Source organism: Nocardia sp. NPDC019219 (genome assembly GCF_040632645.1).
Lineage (GTDB): Bacteria > Actinomycetota > Actinomycetes > Mycobacteriales > Mycobacteriaceae > Nocardia > Nocardia sputorum.
Genome location: NZ_JBEYCG010000002.1, coordinates 519,415 through 536,251, shown reverse-complemented (window position 1 = coordinate 536,251; position 16,837 = coordinate 519,415). Strand labels below are relative to the sequence as shown.

The following is a 16,837-nucleotide window of genomic DNA, read 5'->3' as shown; positions in this document are numbered from 1 at the left end:
GATCCAGGGCACGGCAGCAGCCGACCACAGCATCAACAGAATCGGAGCAAGCCACGTGACAGAGCCGAGTCGTCTCGAAGTCCGGACCGCCGACCCGTACCCGGTGATCATCGGCCGCGGGTTGCTCGGCGAACTCGTCGAGTCGGTCAACGGCGCGGCCAAGGGCGTGCGCACGGTGGCCATCTTCCATCAGCCGCCGCTGACCGAGACCGCCGAGGTGGTGCGAAAAGCGCTGGCCGACACCGGCGTCGACGCCCACCGCGTGGAGATCCCGGACGCCGAGGCGGGCAAAGACCTGGCCGTCGCCGGGTTCTGCTGGGAGGTGCTCGGGCGCATCGGCCTGACCCGCAACGACGTCGTGGTCAGCCTCGGCGGCGGCGCGGCCACCGACCTCGCCGGTTTCGTCGCCGCCACCTGGATGCGCGGCGTGCGCATCGTGCACGTGCCCACCACGCTGCTGGCGATGGTCGACGCGGCGGTCGGCGGCAAGACCGGCATCAATACCGAGGCGGGCAAGAACCTGGTCGGCTGCTTCCACGAACCCGCCGCCGTGCTGGTCGATCTGGCCACGCTCGAAACCGTGCCACGCAACGAGATCGTCGCGGGCATGGCCGAGATCATCAAGGCCGGTTTCATCGCCGACCCGGTGATCCTCGATTTGGTGGAGCGCGACCCGGAGGCCGCCCTCGACCCGGCCGGCGAAGTGCTGCCGGAGCTGATCCGCCGCGCGATTCAGGTGAAAGCCGACGTCGTGGCCGCCGATCTGAAGGAGTCCAGCCTCCGCGAGATCCTCAATTACGGTCACACCCTCGGGCACGCGATCGAGCGGCGGGAGCGCTACCGGTGGCGCCACGGCGCGGCGGTCTCCGTCGGTCTGGTGTTCGCCGCCGAACTCGGCCGGCTCGCAGGCCGTCTGGACGATGCCACCGCCGACCGGCACCGCGCGATCCTGTCCGCCGTCGGATTGCCGACCAGCTACGACGCCGACGCGCTGCCCCAGCTGCTGGACGCCATGCAGACGGACAAGAAGACCCGCTCCGGCGTCTTGCGTTTCGTCGTGCTCGACGGCCTGGCCAAGCCCGGACGCCTGGAAGGACCTGATCCGACGTTGCTGGCCGCCGCCTACTCGGCGATCGCCAGGGAGGACAGTCCCAGCGGCGGTGCGGTTCTGCTGTAACCCGCACGGCCACCGGATACGACAACGGCGCGCCCCTTATCGGGCGCGCCGTTCGTGCGTCGAATCAGATCGCGCTTCCCGCGGCGGAGAACGTCGACGGCGGGGTGGAGCGGCCCTTGCCGTTCTGCCGCTCGGCCAGCATCCGGCCGACGCCGACGCCGATCAGCGCGGGCACGAAGATCAGCAGGATGATGAACGCCGCGCCGGCCGTGACTTCGAAGAGCAGGCCGTTGTCACCGAGGTCGAATCCGGGCACGAAGTCCAGGAGCCAGGCCACCAGACCGCTGCCCACCCCGCCCACGACGGCGGCCTTCAACCACATCATGGTCAGATCGGCGCCTCGCTCCGCGTCTCCGCTGGCGATACGGTCGCGGCGACCGTCGAGCACACCCCAGGACACGATGGCCGCGACCAGCACGACCAGGCACAGGATGCGCATCAGCGCCCCGTGCGTCGGCCAATACACCATCGCGAACCCGAGCCCGGCGCGCAACGCCACCACCAGCGCACCGAGCACGACGGCCCGCAACAACCAAGCATTCATGCGAAACACCATAGCTGTGTTTTCGGGCAGCGCCTACGGCTCTGCGTGTTCGCGGCGCGCGCTCGTCCCGCTTCGCTCGAAAGACAGGGTGCGGTTCAGCTGGGCCCTATAGGCGTCTGCGCGGGATTCGTATTGTTGCCATTCAGCAGGCTCGCGGGCGCACACAAGTGGCCGCTGTACGGCCGACGTGAATGGGCCCCCGCCGCCGGCCGAATGACGTCAAGACGTGCCGCCGACCGACAGGTTGCCATAGGGTCGGCACGGCCGTCTCAGTTGGACGGCACCCAGAGGTCGTACCTACCGCTACCGTCGGTTCGCTGGACGCACTGTGCCCGATCGCTCCAGAGCGGCGCGTCCTTTTTGCAGCTTGCGTACGAGACGTTCGACGCCGAAGCGACACATTGGAACCCCCAGGTCGGCTGCTTCGATGCGCAACCGTCCGCCTTGGCCACCGGCTGTCCGCCGAGCACGAACGCAGACGCGGCGATGGCCATCGCGGCGGCGACCCCGATTCGAATGAACACGATGTTTCCCCTCCCACTGAAATACCCTGCACGACAGCCTAATACGGCGGCCTCGGCAGTGAAAGAGCGCGGCCGCCGCGGGCCCGCACCGGGATCAGTTTCCGGCTTGCCTCTCGGCCAGCGCGGCCGCCATCTCCGCACGCGGTGCCCGCTGCCCGGTGAACAGCTCGACCTGCCCGTATGCCTGGTTCAGCAGCATCTGCAGACCACTCACCACCGTGTGCCCGGCCCGCGCCACCGCCTCGGCCAGCGGGGTCGGCCAAGGGTTATAGATCGCGTCGAGCACCACCGGGGCCTCGGCCACCGCGGGCGCGACGACGGCGGCCGCGGGCGCGGGGATCGTGCTCACCACGGCGCCCGCCGCGGCACAGATCGCGCGCAGCGTCCCGGCATCGAACCCGGCCAGCGAAGCGACCATCCCCAGCCGCTCGGCCAGTTCCAGTGCGCCGCGCGCACGTCCGGCGTCGCGCGCGACCACGGTCACCGACTTCGCGCCCAGCTCCGACAACGCCAGCAGCGCGGGCCGCGCGGTGCCGCCCGCACCGAGCACCACGCCCTCGGTCACGTCGGTGACACCACCGCCACGCAGCGCGCCGAGCACACCGTCCACGTCGGTGCAGTCGGCCAGCCAGCCCGCGTCGGTGCGAACCAGGGTGTTGGCCGACCCGACCAGCACGGCCCGGTCGGTGCGCTCGTCCGCGTAGGCCAGTGCCGCTTCCTTGCCGGGCATGGTCACCGAGAGCCCCACCCATTCCGGTCCGAGCCCGTCGACCAATCCGGGCAGTTGCTCGGCCGAGCATTCGATCCGCTCGTAGCTCCAATTCAGCCCGAGCGCGCGATACGCGGCCAGGTGCAATTGCGGCGATCGCGAATGCGCGATCGGCTTGCCGAGCACCGCCGCTTTGCGACTATCGGCCACCGCTGTCCTTGGAACTGTCGAGGATGCCGCTGCGCTGCGCCCGCGCGATCAGGCGCAGATGCTCCTGATAGTCGTCGGTGAACAGAGTGGTCCCCTGCTTGTCGACCGTGACGAAGTACAGCCACGGCCCCGCCTCCGGGTTCTCCATGGCACGCAACGCGTTCAGCGACGGCGCGGCGATCGGGGTCTTGGGCAGGCCGCGCATCGCGTAGGTGTTCCAGGCGGTCTCCTGGGCGCGGTCGGCGTCGGTGGTCGCCACCTCGGTGCGATCCAGGGTGTAGTTCACCGTCGAGTCGAACTGCAGCATCTGATCGGCCCGCAGCCGGTTCACGATCACCCGCGCCACCTTGCCCATGTCCTGAGGTTTCGCCTCGCGTTCCACCAGCGAGGCGGCGATGAGCGTTTGATACGGCGTCAGTTTCGTGTCGGCGCCGGATTGCAGCAGTCCGGTGGACTCATAGCTCTGCGCGCTCGCGGTCACCAATTGCCGCAGAATCTGCTCCGGCGTACCGCTCGGATCGAAATCCCAAGTCCCCGCCGCGATAAGGCCTTCCAATTGCCTCGTCCGGTCAGGACAGTCCTTGACACCCTGCGTCGCCCACGCGGGCACCCCGAGCGCGGCCAGGTCCAGGCTCGCGCCCGCGGCATCGAGCTGTTCGTAGGTCACGCACTTCTGGTTGGCGCCGGTGCCGATGCAACTGGCCTCCGCGATCTTGCGGTAGATGCCGTCATAGCGCCCGCCGGTGCTCATGTCGTGTTGGTCGTGCAGTAGCCGTCCCTCGGAGACGACCAGGTTGCCGACCCGCGACGATTTACTCACCAGCGCCGACACCGCCTCGGCGGCGGGGCTCTGGCTGGGGATCGCGTAGAAGCCCGGCTGCACCGTGCTCATGTTCGAGTTGCGCACGGCCGCCTGGAAGAAGGCGCCCGTGCTCGCGACGACCCCGCGGTCGACCATCGTCGAGGCGATCTGCTGCGAGGTGTCGCCCGGGTGCACCTGGACCACCACTAGCGGCCCGCCCGGCCCCGCGTAGTCCTTCGGCGGGGCCAGGCCGCCGATCAGTTTCATCCCCGCGAAGACCAGAGCGCCGGTGAAGAGCAGAACGAAGACCCCGGCGACGAACCATAGGTTCCGGCGGCGCTTCTTGCGCTCGGCGGCTTTGCGCGAGGCGACCCGGGATCGCTTGCCGCGCTGCGATCGGCCGGAACGCTCGGGTTGGGCGCGCTTGGACTGCTCACGCTTCGAGCGGCGCGGCGCCTCCGCTTGCGTGGTCCTCGCGCGCTGTCCACCGCGGCGCGAGGCCGGTGGCGGCGGCGCGGGCGGCTCCTCCTCCTCGTCGTCGACGTAGCGAGGGATGACGGTCGTGTCGTCGTCGTAGTCGTCGTACCGGTCGTACTCGTCGCCGTCGTACTCGCCCCAGGCTCGGTCGTCTCTCCGATAACGCCGATCAGCTTCGCGCTGTCGGAACAGTTCCTCGGCCCGCGCCCACCGATCCGTCATGCATCGTCCCCGGACGACGCAGGACGTCCCGCTTCCACCGACCTCAACACCGCACTCCGTTCGTCCAACCATCCTTGCAGGATCGACACGGCCGCCGCCTGATCGATCACCTGCCGCTGGCCACGCGCGCGAACTCCACTGTCCCGCAATGCACGTGCAGCTGACACCGTAGTCAAACGTTCGTCGGAAAGCCGGACCGGTACCGGCGCGACGGCAGCCCGCAATCGCTCAGCGAATGCGCTGGCCAGCGTAGCCGCAGTGCCCTTCTCCCCGCGTAATGTTCGCGGCAATCCGACGATTACCTCGACTGCCTCGTACTCCCGCACAATTTCGGCAATTCTTTCGATATCGGGTGCGGGAGCCGAGCGTCGCGACTGTTTCGCACGCGGCACGGTTTCCACCGGGGTGGCGAGAACGCCATCGGGGTCGCTCGCGGCGACCCCGATCCGGACACTGCCGACGTCTACTCCGATGCGCCTGCCCCGGCCGGGATCGGTGGCGGGGTGCGGCCGGTCGGCGCCGCGCTGCGCCGGCCTGTCGGATTCCGCGGGATCGCCCATCACCCGGCCAGTTCGGCCACCCGCGCGCGGACCGCGGCCAGGCCCGCCGGAATGCCGGACGGGTCCGAACCCGCGCCCTGGGCCATCTCCGGCTTGCCGCCGCCACGGCCCGCGATGCTGGGGCCGAAGCTGCCGACCAGATCGCCCGCCTTGACGCCGAGCTCCTGGGCGGGCTTGTTCACCGCCACCACGAAAGGCACCTTGCCGTCGGCATTGCCGAGCAGCACCACCACGGCGGGCTCACTGCCGAACCGGCCGCGGATGTCGGTGGCGAGGGTACGCAGATCGCCCGCTTGGACGCCTTCCGGCGCAGCCACCGCGACCAGCAGCAGGCGGCCGATCCGCTCGGCCTCCTCGACGAATTTCCCCGCCGAGGACAGCACTGCCGCCATCTTGGTGCGCTCGAGCTCTTTCTCGGCCACCTTCAGCCGCTCCACCAGCTGCTCGACGCGACCGGGCACCTCTTCGGAGGGCACCTTCAGCGCGGAGGCCACACCGGCCAGCAGCGCACGCTCCTTGGCCAGGTACTTGTAGGAGTCCAGGCCGACGAACGCCTCCACGCGCCGCACGCCCGAGCCGACGGACGACTCGCCGAGCACCGTGATCGGGCCGATCTGCGAGGAATGCTGCACGTGCGTGCCACCGCACAGCTCCATCGAGAACGGGCCGCCGATCTCCACCACGCGGACCTCGTTGCCGTAGTTCTCGCCGAACAGGGCCAGGGCGCCCATCTGCTTGGCCTTCGGCAGATCCGTGACGAAGGTGTTCACCGGGAAGTCGGCGCCGACCGCGTCGTTGGACACCGCTTCGATATCGGCCTTCTGCTGCTCGGACAACTGGCCCTGCCAGTTGAAGTCGAAGCGCAGGTAGCCCGGCTTGTTCAGCGAACCGGCCTGCACGGCGTTCGGGCCCAGCACCTGCCGCAGGGCGGCGTGCACCATGTGCGTGCCGGAATGGCCCTGGGTGGCGCCGCGCCGCCACGCCGGGTCCGCCTGGGCGAGCACGATGTCGCCTTCGGTGATCTGGCCGTGCTCCACCGTGGTCTTGTGCACCCAGAGCTTCTTGGCGATCTTCTGCACGTCGTTCACGCGCAGCTTCAGTCCCGAGGAGGCGGTGATGGAACCGCGGTCGGCGATCTGGCCGCCGGACTCCGCGTAGAGCGGACTGCGATCCAGGATGACCTCGACGTCCTGGCCCACCGTCGCGGTCGGCACCCGCACGCCGTCGGCGATCAGCGCGAGCACGGTGGCCTCGGAGGTGAGCTCGTCGAAGCCGGTGAACTCGGTGGCGCCGCGGTCGACCAGCTCCTTGTAGATCGTCAGGTCGGCATGGGCGTGCTTGCGCGCCTGCGCGTCCTCCTTGGCGCGCTTACGCTGCTCGGCCATGAGCGAGCGGAAGCCCTCCTCGTCGACCGACAGCCCGGCCTCGGCGGCCATCTCCAGGGTCAGATCGATGGGGAAGCCGTAGGTGTCGTGCAGGGTGAACGCGTCCGACCCGGCGATCGTGGTGCCGCCCCCGGCCTTGACCGCGGCGGCGGTGTTGTCGAACAGGGTGGAGCCGGTGTTCAGCGTCTTCAGGAACGCCGTCTCCTCACCGACCGCCACGGTCTCGATGCGGCGGAAATCGGTCGCCAGCTCGGGGTAGGAGGGGGCCATCAGGTCGCTGACGACCTTCATGAACTCGCTCATCACCGGCTTCTCGGCGCCGAGCAGGCGAGCCGAGCGCACGATGCGGCGCAGCAGGCGCCGCAGCACGTACCCGCGGCCGTCGTTGCCCGGGTTCACGCCGTCGGCGATCAGCATGGCGGCGGTGCGGGCGTGGTCGGCGATCACGCGGAAGCGCACGTCGTCCTCGTGCTGGACGCCGTAGGAACGACCGGTCAGCTCCTCGGCCTTGTCGATGATCGGCCGCAGCAGGTCGGTCTCGTAGACGTTGTCCACGCCCTGCAGCAGCAACGCGATCCGCTCGACGCCCATACCGGTGTCGATGTTCTTCTTCGGGAGCGACCCGACCGGCGGATGCCCCTGCTTCGGACTCAGCTCACCGCGAACATCCTGCATGAACACGAGATTCCAGATCTCGAGGTAACGGTCCTCGTCGGCGACCGGCCCGCCGTCGCGGCCGTACTCGGGGCCGCGGTCGTAGTAGATCTCCGAGCAGGGGCCACCGGGGCCGGGCACACCCATGTCCCAGTAGTTGTCCTTGCCGTCGCGGAACTGGATGCGCTCCTCCGGGATGCCCGCGACCCGCTTCCAGATCTCGGCGGCCTCGGGGTCGTCCTGGTACACGGTCACCCAGATCCGCTCGGGGTCGAACCCGTAACCGCCCTCGTCCTGCGGCTTGGAGATCAGCTCCCAGGCGAGGCCGATCGCCCCTTCCTTGAAGTAGTCGCCGAAGGAGAAATTCCCGGCCATCTGAAAGAACGTGTTGTGCCGCGTGGTGACGCCGACCTCTTCGATGTCGCCGGTGCGCACGCATTTCTGCACGCTGGTCGCCCGCGGGTACGGCGGCGCCTCCTGACCCAGGAAGTACGGCTTGAACTGGACCATGCCTGCGTTGACGAACAGCAGGTTCGGGTCGGCCAGGATCAGCGAGGCACTCGGCACCTCGGTATGGCCGGCACGGAGGAAATGGTCCAGGAAACGCCGTCGAATCTCGTGGGTCTGCACGAATACCCAGCCTACCGGTGCCGCGCACGCGAATATTCATCGACCAGGGGCCCCGGTGCGTCCCGGCGACCCGGTGGGGTGGGGTCAGCCTCGGACGATGCGGCGCAGCTTGTCGACCCTGGGGCCGATCTCCCGTTCGTGTCCGTGATCGGTGGGCTGGTAGTAGTCGACGCCGACCAATTCGTCGGGGGGATACTGCTGCGCGAGGACGCCGTCTTTGTCGTCGTGCGGGTACCGGTAACCCTGAGCGTGGCCGAGTGCCGCCGCGCCCGGGTAGTGGCCGTCGCGCAGGTGCGGCGGAACCGGACCCGCCTTACCCGCGGCGACATCGGCCATCGCCGCTCCGATCGCGGCGACGACCGCACCGGACTTCGGGGCGGTCGCCAGATGGATCGTGGCCTGGGCGAGCGCGAGGCGGCCTTCGGGCAGCCCGACCAGCTGCACCACCTGCGCGGCGGCGGTCGCCGTCTGCAACGCCATCGGGTCGGCCATCCCGATGTCCTCGCTCGCGTGGATCATCAGTCTGCGGGCGATGAAGCGGGGGTCCTCACCCGCGCTGAGCATGCGCGCGAGGTAGTGCAGCGCGGCGTCGACATCCGAGCCGCGGATGGACTTGATGAACGCGCTGATCACGTCGTAGTGCTGGTCGCCCGCGCGGTCGTAGCGGACGGCGGCCTTGTCCACGCTGGCCTCGACCAGGTCCACGTCGACGGTGCCGTCGAGCGAGGATTCCGCCGACGCTTCCAGCGCCGTCAGGGCGCGGCGAGCGTCGCCGCCCGCGATCCGGACGATGTGCTCGAGCGCGGCTTCGGTGACGGTGTACTCGCCGCCGAGACCACGCGGATCATCGATCGCCCGCTCGAGCACGCGGCGGATGTCGGTCTCGGTCAACGACCGCAGTTGCAGCACCAGCGAGCGCGACAACAACGGCGACACCACCGAGAACGACGGGTTCTCCGTGGTCGCGCCGACGAGCAGGACGATACGGTTCTCCACCGCGGCCAGCAGGGCATCCTGCTGGGTCTTGGAGAAACGGTGCACCTCGTCGATGAACAGCACGGTCTGCTCACCCGCCGACAGCCTGCGCCGCGCCATATCGATGACCGCGCGCACCTCCTTGACACCCGCCGACAGCGCCGACAGCGCTTCGAACCGGCGACCGGTGGCCTGCGAGATGAGCGAGGCGAGGGTGGTCTTACCGGTACCGGGCGGCCCGTAGAGCAGCACCGAGGCGGCGCCCGAACCCTCGATCAGCCTGCGCAGCGGCGAGCCGGGACCGAGCAGGTGCTGCTGGCCGACCACTTCCTCCAGGCCGGCCGGACGCATGCGCACCGCCAGCGGCGCACCCGAGTCCCGGCGCACCACGGCGTCGATCGAATGCTCCGCGGGCACCGCGGCACCGGGCACATCGAACAAACCATCGCTCACGACACGAACGTTACCGATCCGCACCGACAGCGCGACATGCCGTTCCGCCGCACGCTTTCCGCCGCAACGGCCCGTCCTGACCTGTGCGGAATCGAGCCGAGTTGCGTGTCGCGGATCCTTCGGATGTGATCGGTACCCGTGACTGAAAACGCGTTCGTTTCAGATCCCTCGACCACCGCGCGCCTCGCTCGGCGCACCCTCCTGAAGGGCACCGCGGCCGCCGCCACCGCCACCGCGGTGTCGGCCCCAGGCCGCGCGGCCGCCGCGACACCGGTTTTCCGGCACGGCGTCGCCTCGGGCGACCCACTCCCCGACGGCGTGATCCTCTGGACCCGTGTCACCGTCTCCGACGAGGCGGCGCCCGGGTCGGGGCTGGGCGACCCGGCCACCGTGCGGTGGGAGATCGCCGCGGACGAACGGTTCGCCTCGATCGCCGCTTCCGGCGCGGTGACGGCCGCGGCGGACTCCGATCACACCGTCAAGGTCGACGTCTCCGGCCTCGCGGCCGGTGTGCAGTATTTCTACCGCTTCAGCGCCCTCGGCCAGACCTCCCCTGTCGGGCGCACCAAGACCGCCCCCGCCACGCAGGACGCGCCCGACCGCCTCCGATTCGGCGTGGTCTCGTGCTCGAACTGGGAGGCGGGCTACTTCGGCGCCTACCGTCACCTGGCCGCCCGCACCGACCTGGACGCGATCCTGCACCTGGGCGATTACATCTACGAATACGGCCGCGGCAAGTACGGCGGCCGCAACGGCACCGTGCGTCCGCACGAACCGGCCAACGAGATCGTCAGCCTGGCCGACTACCGCATCCGGCACGCGCAGTACAAGACCGACGCGGATCTACTCGGCCTGCACGCCATGTTGCCGTTCATCTGCACCTGGGACGACCACGAATCCGCGGACAACTCCTGGTCCGGCGGCGCGCACAACCACGATCCGGCGACGGAGGGCGACTGGACGGACCGGCGCGCCGCCTCCGCACGGGCCTATCTGGAATGGATGCCGGTCCGTGCGTCCGGTTCCGGGGCCGATGCGCGGATCTACCGCAGGCTGCGCTTCGGCACCCTGGCCGAACTCGCCATGCTGGATCTGCGCAGTTACCGCGACCAGGAGGCGAAGCCGGGGGCGGACTGGCGCGCGGCGGACGACCCGGCACGCACCATCACCGGTAAGGCACAGATGGAATGGCTGACCGCGGGCTTGGCGTCCGCGCCGGTGCGGTGGAAGCTGGTCGGCAACTCGGTCATGATCGCCCCGCTGGTCTTCCCGCCGCTGGAACCGGCCACCACCGCGGCGATCACCAGCACCGTCGGCGTCCCGCAATCCGGCCTCTCGCTGAACGGCGACCAGTGGGACGGCTACACCGCCGACCGCACCCGCCTGTTCCGCGCCATCATCGACCAGCAGGTCTCAGACGTGCTGTTCCTGACGGGAGATATCCACTCCTCGTGGGCCGCGGATCTGCCTCTGGACGCGGCGAACTACCCGGGCGGCGCGACGGCGGGCGCCGAGTTCGTCGTGCCGTCGGTGACCTCGACCAGCATCGGCGACATGCTCCGGGCGAACTCCGCGCCCATCGCGGAATCGATCAAGACGGTCAACCGGCATCTGCGCTATGTGGAGTTGGACGCGCACGGCTACGGCGTCCTGGAGATCACCGCCGACCAAGCGCAGATGGACTGGTATTACGTGCTCGACGTTGCCGACCCCGATTCGGGTGTACGGCACGGCGCGTCGTTCGCTGTCCGCTCCGGGGGCCGGATCGAGCCGCGGCAGGCCCCGCTCGGCTGACAGCGCAGCGGATCACTCGCCGCCCGCGCACCCGCCGCCCGCGCACCCCGCGCCGCCGCCGCTGTCGTTGTTCGACTTGCCGTACGGCCGGTAGCGCCACCGGTGCGCGCGAGCGTCCTTGCTGAGCTGCGCCCCCGCCGCGCGGGCACGCGTCGTCGCATCGCCGCCGATCCGGCCAGGGCTTCTGGTCCTTCGCATGATCCCGACGCCGAGCGGAGCGGCGACGAGAACGAGCGCGAGCAATACGAGCAGTAGGTGACCCACCCGGCACTCCCTCTTCCCCGTGCTCGTGCCCCTGGCGAGGGGCCGACGCCGACATTCACGCCGGTTGGGTCCGGCACGGCCTGCGCCCGGTTCCCCCGACGGGAGGCCTACTCCGACCAGCGCTCTTCCAGCCGCGCCGACACGTCCTCGGCGAAATCACCCACGATGTCGTCCCCGGTGCACCGCGCGTCCTCGGCGAGGGCGGCCCAGCGGTTGATCAGCGCCGCCGAGCGCGGCACCGACAGTCCGTGTTCCCTGGCGGCCGCGATGCGCGTGTGGTCGGCGGGCAGGAACCAGTAAGTGGACAACCAGACCCAGATCAGCCGGGCTTCCAGGATACGTTCGGCCAGCTGGTCGTCGTCGGCCAGCGCAGGCCACACACCCACGACCTCGGCGCGCCACGCCTCCACCATCTGCCTGGCGCGCTCGCGCGAGAGCTCGAGGTCGCACAGGCAGCCCGGGAAGGACACCAGCGCGTAGGCGATGTCCAGGGTGGCGTCGCGAAATCCACCCCACTCGTAGTCGAGGAAGCGGGCGCCCTCCTCGTTCAAGATCACATTGTCCGGGCACAGGTCCGACGGGCTGAACGCCCGGAAGCGCCCCGCGGAGTACAGCCGATTTCCGCGCACGATCCGCTCGGCGATCTCGCCGGGCACCTCGATGCCCAGTTCACGCTGGAGCAGCCCGGGCACCTCGGCGATCGCCGACTCGGCCTGCTGGGCGATGCCGTCCACCCGGTGCACCACGTCGACTCGGCGCAGCAACGCGACGAAGTCCGCCTCGCGCCCGACGGTGGCGGCATGCATCCGGCCCAGCGCCTGGGCGAACGCCATCAGGGCGTTGCGGGTGGCGGGCTCGGCGCCGGACTGGAGCACGGCGGTGAGCAGCGAGTTGTCCCCGAGGTCGCTGAGAATCAGCAGCCGGTCGGGAAGGCTGTGCGCGATCAGGTACGCGCCCGGGCGCTGTTCCCGGCTCAGCGCGGTGGTGAACTGATAGGAGACCGCCTCGCGGAGGAACGCGGAATCTATGCTCGCCACCCCGGGGGCCAGACCGCCGGTCCGGCGATCCTGGGCGGCGCCACGGACCTGCTTGACGATCAGGGTTCGCGGCAACGAGAAAGCGTTCTCCGCAACCCGCACACGTAGGACCGTCGTCCTACCACTACCGCTGAGTTCGATCGGATCGCTCAGCTTTACCGGAGCACCCATTCGCTTTGTGAGCAACTGTTGCGCTGCGGACACGACTTCGGCGGCGCGTTCGGCCAATAGTGCGGTCATCGCCTCTCAAAGTACTCGCATCGGGTCACTTCTAGCGAGCGGTTACACAACCTTTCCGCGTCGCTCGGCGTGTCCGCGGCACGGCCGCGGGGCCGCCGCCGGTCGCTTGACACCGATGCGGCCGTCGGGTTGTCTCATCGTCAACTGCCGTGCGCCACACCGCAAACCAGTTGAGTGGAAAGGTCCACGCATGACCGAGACTCCGCCTCCCGCACCCAGACAATCAGCCGGCGGCGCGTCCTCCCCGCACGACGACGAACGTCATGCGGAGCGGCCGGGGCAGTTCCAGAACCCGAATCCGCAAGCTCCGGCCCCCGGGACCGGACAGGTCCGCCCCGAGATGGCCGATTCGTCAGCATACCCGCAGTTCGAGGGTCCCGGCGCGGCGCACTACGGCAGCGAACCGCCGCAGCCGCCCCCGCCCGCGGACCCGGCGCACCCGAGCTACGGCCCGCCGGGCACCGGACCGGGCTGGGCGCCGTCCGGCCCCGCGCCCGCGCAGGAGCCGGTCTACGGCTACCAGCAGGTCCCGACGGGTCCGACCACATTGGACGTGGGTCAGGCGCTCAGCTACGGCTGGGCGAAGTTCCGGGCCAATCCCGGCCCGTGGGTCGGGGTGACCGCGCTGGGACTGGTCATATACCTGGTTTCCCTGCTCGTCGTCCAGCTCACCGATCCCACGACGATGCTGCCGCTGCTGCTCGTCTTCCTGGCGGTCATGGCCGGGATATGGCTGCTGCAAGCGGCGATGGTGCGCGGAGCACTGTTCGAAACCGATGGCACACCACCGCCTTTCGGCGCTTACTTCCGGTTCGTGAACGCGGGCAATGTGCTGCTCACCGCACTGCTGGCGTTCACGCTGACCTTCCTCGGCTCGGCGATCTGCTTGCTTCCCGGACTGATCGCCGGGTGGCTGTGCATGTTCTCACTGCATTTCGTCGTCGACCAGGACCAAGGTCCGTTCGAGGCGCTGAAGTCCAGCTTCACGCTGGTGGTCGCCAATGCCTGGCAGGTTCTGCTGCTCGCACTGGCGGTGCTGGTGGTCACCTTCCTGGGCCTGATGCTGTGCGGTCTCGGCCTGCTGATCGCGGGCCCGGTCGCGGTCATCGCGGTGACCTACGCCTACCGCACGCTCACCGGCGGCACGGTCGCCGCACTGTGAGCTGCGCTTCATTTCCCGATCGGTGAGCGCCTGGCGATCCAGCGCTTGAACCGTCCCACCGGACCGGCCTCGCTGCCCGTGCGAGGCCGCAGCGCGAGCACGATGACCCCGGCCGCCACGATGCCGGCCATGTTCACCGCCAGTTGCCCCGCGGACAGGAACGCCACCCGCCACTCCCCCAGAGTCGCCGCGACGACGGCGAATCCGGCCGCGGGCACGGTCGTCACCGAGATGAACACACCGACCAGCGCGGCCGATTTCGCGGTTACCAGCGCCAACATGCCCGCCGCACCGGCCAGCAGCGCGACGACCAGGGAGAACGGTCCGACCTGGTAGATGAAGTCGACCTCCGAGATACCGCCCACCCCGTCGATGCTGATCCAGCCGAGCTGCTCCCAGACCAGCGTCGCCAGCAGCGTGACCACCATCGCCACCGGAAAACCGACCGCGAGCGCGACCACCGAGCGGCCGGCGAGCCGGAAGTCCCTGCGCGACAACGCCACCGCGAAGGCAGCCAGGGGGCCGAACTCCGGGCCGACGACCATCGCGCCGACGATCGTCACCGGCGAATCGGTCGCGACGCCCACGGCGGCGAGCAGGCAGGCGATGGTCAGGAACGCGAGAAACGTCGCGTTGAGGCTCGACTCCTCGTGCGTCTGCGCGAGGAGTTCCTGCCACACGATCGCGTCGCTGGGATCGCCGGGCGCCTCGTGCACCGCCCGCTCGCCCGCGTCCGACAGAACCGTTTCGACCGGGGTGAGCGTCATGCCGCCGGACCGGCAGATGCCCAGCGCGGTCAGGTCCGCGAGCACGTCGTTGGCGGCCTCGCGAGCCACATCCGCCTGCACGAGGTCGCCCTCGGGCTCCAGCGCGGCACCGCGCGCCAGGGTCACGTGCGTGACCCCGGGATCGGCGGCGAGTACCGCGAGCACCTCATCGGTGCTCTCCGGCGGGCTGATCATGCGCAAGTGCAACAACGGATTCCCTCGTGGTCGGCTGACGGACGCGGCTGACCGGAAAGGTACCGTTCTTGCGACGGCCCGCTACGACGCGGTCTCGGGGTTGTGCCCCTTCTTCTGCTCCGGCTTGACGTCCAGCCCGGCCTCTTTGCGCTGCTGCTCGGTGATCGGCGCGGGCGCGTCGGTCAGCGGGTCGACGCCGCCGCCGGTCTTCGGGAACGCGATGACCTCGCGGATCGAGTCCTCCCCCGCCAGCAGCGCGGTGACCCGATCCCAGCCGAAGGCGATGCCGCCGTGCGGCGGCGCGCCGAACGCGAAGGCGTCCAGCAGGAAGCCGAACTTCTCCTGCGCCTCCTCGTGGGTGATGCCCATCACCTCGAAGACACGTTCCTGCACGTCACGGCGATGAATACGAATCGACCCGCCGCCGATCTCGTTGCCGTTGCAGACGATGTCGTAGGCGTAGGCCAGCGCCGAGCCCGGGTCGGTGTCGAAAGTGTCCAGCGACTCCGGCTTCGGCGAGGTGAACGCATGATGCACGGCGGTCCAAGCGGAATGACCCACCGCCACATCGCCGCTCGCGGTCGCCTCGACGGTCGGCTCGAACAGCGGCGCGTCCACGATCCACACGAACGACCAAGCGTCCTCGTCGATGAGTCCGACCTTGCGGGCGATCTCGACGCGCGCCGCACCCAGCAGCGCACGCTGCGCCTTCGCCGCGCCCGCGGCGAAGAACACGCAGTCACCCGGCACCGCGCCGACGTGCTTGGCCAACCCCTCGCGCTCGGCGTCGCTGAGGTTTTTGGCGACCGGGCCGCCCAGCGTGCCGTCCTCGTTCACCAGGACGTACGCCAGCCCCTTGGCGCCGCGCTGCTTGGCCCATTCCTGCCAGGCGTCGAGCTGGCGCCGCGGCTGGCTCGCGCCGCCCGGCATGACCACCGCGCCGACGTAGGGCGCCTGGAACACCCGGAACGGGGTCTCCTTGAAATACTCGGTGCACTCGGTGATCTCCACACCGAAACGCAGGTCCGGCTTGTCGCTACCGAAGCGGCGCATGGCCTCGGCATACGTCATGTGCGGGATCGGCGTCTGGATCTCGTAGCCCACCAGCTTCCACAGCGCGACCAGGATCTCCTCGGCCAGCAGGATGACGTCCTCCTGGCGCACGAAGCTCATCTCGATGTCGAGCTGGGTGAACTCCGGCTGACGGTCGGCGCGGAAGTCCTCGTCCCGATAGCACCGCGCGATCTGGAAGTAGCGTTCGATGCCGCCGACCATCAGCAGCTGCTTGAACAGCTGCGGGCTCTGCGGCAGGGCGTAGAAGCTGCCCGGCTGCAGGCGCGCGGGCACCAGGAAGTCGCGAGCGCCCTCGGGGGTGGACCGCGTCAGCGTCGGGGTCTCGACCTCGATGAATTCGTGGCGGGCGAGCACCTCGCGCGCGGCCGCGTTGACCTTGGACCGCAGCCGGATGGCGTGCGCCGGGCCTTCGCGGCGCAGGTCCAGGTAGCGATGCTTCAGGCGCGCTTCTTCACCGGGCTGCTCGTCCAGCTGGAACGGCAGCGGGGCGCTCTCGTTCAGCACCTCGAGCTCGGTGACGTTCACTTCGATGGCGCCGGTCGGCAGTTCCGGGTTCTCGTTGCCGCTCGGCCGCGGCTCCACGGTGCCGGTGACGCGCACGCAGTACTCCGCGCGCAGCCGGTGCGCTTGTTCGGCGGGTTCGCCCTCCCGGAACACCGCCTGGGCGACGCCGGACGCGTCGCGCAGATCGATGAAGATCACCCCACCGTGGTCACGCCGCCGGGCCACCCAGCCGGTGAGGGTGACGGTCTGACCGGCATGCTCGCTTCGCAGCGAACCAGCCAAGTGGGTGCGCAGCACGGGGTTCCTTTCGACGACTCTGGCACCGGGCGCGGTGTGACCAGGTGCGAGTCCATCGTAGTGAGACACATTCCCGGAGTGGAAACCGATATCGACGCGCCCGTGCCAAGCTGTATCGGAGGGAGAGTGTGTCCCCGGTGCCCGGACAACCGAGGGTTGGGTGCCCCGGGGGACGAGCGAG

Annotated in this window: 13 protein-coding genes; 3 read left to right on the top strand and 10 right to left on the bottom strand. The window is 69.6% G+C overall.

Annotated features, from left to right (window positions below; genetic code table 11):
- Positions 1–55 precede the first annotated feature (55 nt).
- The gene (gene aroB, locus ABZ552_RS06990) at positions 56–1,177 is read left to right on the top strand and encodes a 3-dehydroquinate synthase (RefSeq protein ID WP_281917881.1); all 1,122 of its coding nucleotides are present in this window, start codon (positions 56–58) and stop codon (positions 1,175–1,177) included.
- Positions 1,178–1,241: 64 nt separating this feature from the next.
- On the opposite strand, the gene ABZ552_RS06985 is transcribed toward aroB, so the two are convergent.
- The 6 genes from ABZ552_RS06985 to ABZ552_RS06960 form a co-directional block, all read right to left on the bottom strand.
- Positions 1,242–1,721, bottom strand: coding sequence for a B-4DMT family transporter (locus tag ABZ552_RS06985; protein WP_281878990.1), 480 nt, complete (start codon positions 1,719–1,721; stop codon positions 1,242–1,244).
- A gap of 618 nt (positions 1,722–2,339) precedes the next feature.
- Complete coding sequence (locus tag ABZ552_RS06980; RefSeq protein ID WP_281878988.1) at positions 2,340–3,164, bottom strand: shikimate dehydrogenase; 825 nt, start codon at positions 3,162–3,164, stop codon at positions 2,340–2,342.
- A complete protein-coding gene (gene mltG, locus ABZ552_RS06975) occupies positions 3,154–4,665 on the bottom strand; it encodes an endolytic transglycosylase MltG (RefSeq protein WP_281878986.1) in 1,512 nt (503 codons plus the stop codon). Before mltG ends, ABZ552_RS06980 begins: the two co-directional genes overlap by 11 nt.
- Positions 4,662–5,225, bottom strand: a complete 564-nt coding sequence (ruvX, locus tag ABZ552_RS06970; RefSeq protein ID WP_281878985.1) for a Holliday junction resolvase RuvX — start codon at positions 5,223–5,225, stop codon at positions 4,662–4,664. The genes mltG and ruvX overlap by 4 nt, the downstream gene beginning before the upstream one ends.
- Positions 5,225–7,894, bottom strand: coding sequence for an alanine--tRNA ligase (gene alaS, locus ABZ552_RS06965; RefSeq protein ID WP_281878983.1), 2,670 nt, complete (start codon positions 7,892–7,894; stop codon positions 5,225–5,227). The genes ruvX and alaS overlap by 1 nt, the downstream gene beginning before the upstream one ends.
- A gap of 84 nt (positions 7,895–7,978) precedes the next feature.
- Entirely contained in the window at positions 7,979–9,286 is a 1,308-nt protein-coding gene (locus tag ABZ552_RS06960; RefSeq protein ID WP_281880878.1) for a replication-associated recombination protein A, read from the bottom strand.
- A 174-nt stretch (positions 9,287–9,460) separates the two neighbouring features.
- On the opposite strand from ABZ552_RS06960, the gene ABZ552_RS06955 reads away from it, so the two are divergent.
- On the top strand, positions 9,461–11,116 hold the full coding sequence (locus tag ABZ552_RS06955) for an alkaline phosphatase D family protein (protein ID WP_357435941.1): 1,656 nt from the start codon (positions 9,461–9,463) through the stop codon (positions 11,114–11,116).
- A gap of 12 nt (positions 11,117–11,128) precedes the next feature.
- On the opposite strand, the gene ABZ552_RS06950 is transcribed toward ABZ552_RS06955, so the two are convergent.
- Both ABZ552_RS06950 and ABZ552_RS06945 read right to left on the bottom strand, forming a co-directional pair.
- Positions 11,129–11,380 carry a hypothetical protein gene (locus ABZ552_RS06950; protein ID WP_281878981.1) on the bottom strand — a complete coding sequence of 84 codons (252 nt, stop codon included), beginning with the start codon at positions 11,378–11,380 and terminating at the stop codon, positions 11,129–11,131.
- A gap of 107 nt (positions 11,381–11,487) precedes the next feature.
- Positions 11,488–12,657 (bottom strand): kinase, encoded by a 1,170-nt coding sequence (locus tag ABZ552_RS06945; protein ID WP_281878980.1) that lies wholly within the window; start codon positions 12,655–12,657, stop codon positions 11,488–11,490.
- A gap of 190 nt (positions 12,658–12,847) precedes the next feature.
- Here ABZ552_RS06945 and ABZ552_RS06940 point away from each other — a divergent pair, with 190 nt between their 5' ends.
- On the top strand, positions 12,848–13,819 hold the full coding sequence (locus ABZ552_RS06940; protein ID WP_357435939.1) for a hypothetical protein: 972 nt from the start codon (positions 12,848–12,850) through the stop codon (positions 13,817–13,819).
- 8 nt (positions 13,820–13,827) lie between these two features.
- Here ABZ552_RS06940 and ABZ552_RS06935 read toward each other — a convergent pair whose 3' ends face one another.
- Positions 13,828–14,796, bottom strand: a complete 969-nt coding sequence (locus tag ABZ552_RS06935; RefSeq protein WP_281878978.1) for a DUF389 domain-containing protein — start codon at positions 14,794–14,796, stop codon at positions 13,828–13,830.
- 66 nt (positions 14,797–14,862) lie between these two features.
- Positions 14,863–16,656 (bottom strand): aspartate--tRNA ligase, encoded by a 1,794-nt coding sequence (gene aspS / locus ABZ552_RS06930; protein ID WP_281878977.1) that lies wholly within the window; start codon positions 16,654–16,656, stop codon positions 14,863–14,865.
- Between the last annotated feature and the right edge of the window lie 181 nt (positions 16,657–16,837).